This is a genomic window from Ornithinimicrobium pekingense DSM 21552 (assembly GCF_000421185.1).
Classification (GTDB): domain Bacteria; phylum Actinomycetota; class Actinomycetes; order Actinomycetales; family Dermatophilaceae; genus Ornithinicoccus; species Ornithinicoccus pekingensis.
Genome location: NZ_ATWJ01000009.1, coordinates 1 through 2,857, shown reverse-complemented (window position 1 = coordinate 2,857; position 2,857 = coordinate 1). Strand labels below are relative to the sequence as shown.

General features: G+C 67.7%; 2 protein-coding genes. Both read left to right on the top strand.

Annotated features, from left to right (window positions below; all coding sequences use genetic code 11):
* The first annotated feature begins 638 nt into the window (after positions 1-638).
* Positions 639-1,358 (top strand): hypothetical protein, encoded by a 720-nt coding sequence (locus K330_RS0107485; RefSeq protein ID WP_156875733.1) that lies wholly within the window; start codon positions 639-641, stop codon positions 1,356-1,358.
* 206 nt (positions 1,359-1,564) lie between these two features.
* Positions 1,565-2,730 (top strand): IS3 family transposase gene (locus tag K330_RS0107475; RefSeq protein ID WP_156875640.1). Its coding sequence is split into 2 segments (ribosomal slippage): positions 1,565-1,849 and positions 1,852-2,730, totalling 1,164 coding nucleotides; the frame shifts between segments, so codons are not numbered across the junction.
* Positions 2,731-2,857 lie beyond the last annotated feature (127 nt).

Here is a 2,857-nt window from a genome sequence, read left to right as displayed (position 1 = left end):
TCAGTGCGGCAGTAGCGTGCGGCCACGCTCAGTGCGGCAGTAGCGTGCGGCCACGCTCAGTGCGGCAGTAGCGTGCGGCCACGCTCAGTGCGGCAAAGTAGTACGTCTTTGAGCTGACTAGTGAGCCGCACGAGGCCAGCGTGCGGGGCGGCCCGAACGACGTTGCGAGGTCGGATCAAAGCGAGAGTGCCGCCGTAGGTACGTCCGTCTGGCGCGAGAGGCAAGTCTGGGAGAAATGGCGGCCCTCCTGGGAGCAGGGGGGTAAACCCAGGAGGGACCGCCGTGCAGGGCAGGGTTCTGTCACGGCTGCAGGGGTAATAGCCTTCGACGAACTTCGCACATCCCCACGACCGATAGATTGGCAGAGAAGTCGCGTGCATGCCATCGCCGACCGTGGTGAATCGCCTCACACCCGCGCCCCGCCAACGCTTCCGCCGCGCGGCATTTCCGGATGCTTTCCCACTCCTGGGTAGGCTGCGCTGGTGAGTGCGTCGGAGAGGCCCGTGGAGGTCTTTGTGAGCCCGGCGGAGCCCGGGGACCGTATGAGTTTCGACGTTGTGCGGTGGAGCCGCACCGGAAGTGTTGCTGTCCCGGACGCCGAGGAGGTGCTCCGAGCGTCGTGCCGTTCGGTGGAGAAGGTGAGCGCTGAGAGCACTTTGGGCGCGTTCCTTACCTCGGATGCCGATCTCGACGTCGTCGCTTCTGGGCAGACAGGAGCCCATTTCTGGCTGGCAGCCCGGTACATGTTGCCGTTCCGTCCGCGCAAGGGTCCTTGGCACGCCCTGCGCGCGGAGGCCGACACCGTGCACCGCGTGACGTTCAACGAAGTGATCGACGCCGCGGCCTGGACGCACTGGGAAGCCGGAGCCAGGGTGCGCGAGGTCGACCTCGGGCTGACTGATCGCCCGTTCGCCCGAGGCCGGATGGAAGCCTTCGAGCAGGGATTGTGGGACGGCGTCGTGCACCGTCCCGAGCCCGAGCCGCGACTGGTGCCCGTGTCCTCGGAGTATCAGCTCGACATCGATGCCCTGATCGCGGCCGAGCCGGCGGAGAACCTGGTAGTCGAGCCCGACGGCACCCGGACCCTCTTCCTCAGCGGTGAGCCGGAGTTCCTCCTGGCCGAAGGGCCTGTTCGCTATGGGTCGGGCTTTGTCATGGACGGGTCCGATCCCACCCATACGGCTCGGCACTTCATCAACCCAGACACCGCCAACCTCACGCCGGTCCGGGACGACGGGATCGACGACGACGTGGACCAGGAGGCCATCATCGCCGCCGCGCTCAAGGACTGGTTCGGCCTCTCCGGTCCCACCGAGCAGTGGGACTGGCCCTGCCAGCTCTGGCGCACCCGCCCCTGAACCCTCAACCATCGCGAATCATGGGCCGTCTCAGCGCCCTGCCCTCGATAGAGGAAGTGTTCCGCGGAACACCGCCAGAATCTCAGGCGACCGGCCCGCGGCATGGTCGGACGCTACGCGTTCACAGCGGCATGGTCGGGACTGCTGCACGGGTAGGTGACATCTGATCTGTGACGCTTCGTGGCGTCGCTGGAAGGATGTGCACTGTGCCCAAGCCCTATCCCCAGGAGTTCCGTGACGACGTGGTCAACGTCGCGCGCAACCGTGAGCCTGGACAGACGATCAAGCAGATCGCCGCCGACTTCGGCATCGCCGAGTCGTGCCTGCGCAACTGGATGCGCGCGGCCGACGTCGCCGACGGTGCCCGGCCCGGGACCACCGCGGCCGAGAACGCCGAGCTGCGCGAGGCCAAGAAGCGGATCCGGCTGCTGGAGCAGGAGAACGAGGTCCTGCGCCGCGCCGCGGCCTACCTGTCCCAGGCGAACCTGCCGGGAAAATGATGTACCCGCTCGTCCGCGAGCTGGCCGGCGACGGGATCCCCGTCACGGTGACGTGCCGGGTGCTCAACCTCGCTCGCCAGCCCTACTACCGGTGGCTCGCGGACCCGGTCACCGATGCCGAGCTGGCGGCCGCCTACCGCGCCAACGCCCTGTTCGACGCGCACAAGGACGACCCCGAGTTCGGCTACCGGTACCTGGTCGACGAGGCCCGCGACGCTGGTCAGGACATGTGCGAGCGGACCGCCTGGCGGCTGTGCTCACAGAACGGCTGGTGGTCCGCGTTCGGCAAGAAGCGTGGCAGGAACGGCAAGAAGCCCGGGCCTCCGGTGCACGACGACCTGGTCGAGCGCGACTTCACCGCCGAGGCACCGAACCAGCTGTGGCTGGCCGACATCACCGAGCATCGCACGGGCGAGGGCAAGCTCTACCTGTGCGCCGTCAAGGACGTCTTCTCCAACCGGATCGTGGGCTACTCGATCAGCGACCGGATGAAGTCACGCCTGGCCGTCGACGCCCTGAGCAGTGCCGTCGCCCGCCGCGGTGACGTCGCCGGGTGCATCCTGCACACCGATCGAGGGTCCCAATTTCGCAGCCGGAAGCACGTCCGCGCCCTGCACCGCCACGGCATGGTCGGCTCCATGGGCAAGGTCGGCGCGGCCGGTGACAACGCCGCCATGGAGTCCTTCTTCGCCCTGCTCCAGAAGAACGTCCTGGACCGACGCACCTGGACCACCCGCCAGGAGCTGCGCATCGCCATCGTCACCTGGATCGAGCGCACCTACCACCGCCGCCGCCGACAGGACGCCCTCGGCCGGTTGACCCCCATCGAGTACGAGACCATCATGACCACACCGGCCGCTCACGCAGCCTGACCCAACCTGTCACCTACCCGTGCAGCAGTCCCGTCGGACGCTACGCGTTCACAGCGGCATGGTCGGACGCTACGCGTTCACAGCGGCATGGTCGGACGCTACGCGTTCACAGCGGCATGGTCGGACG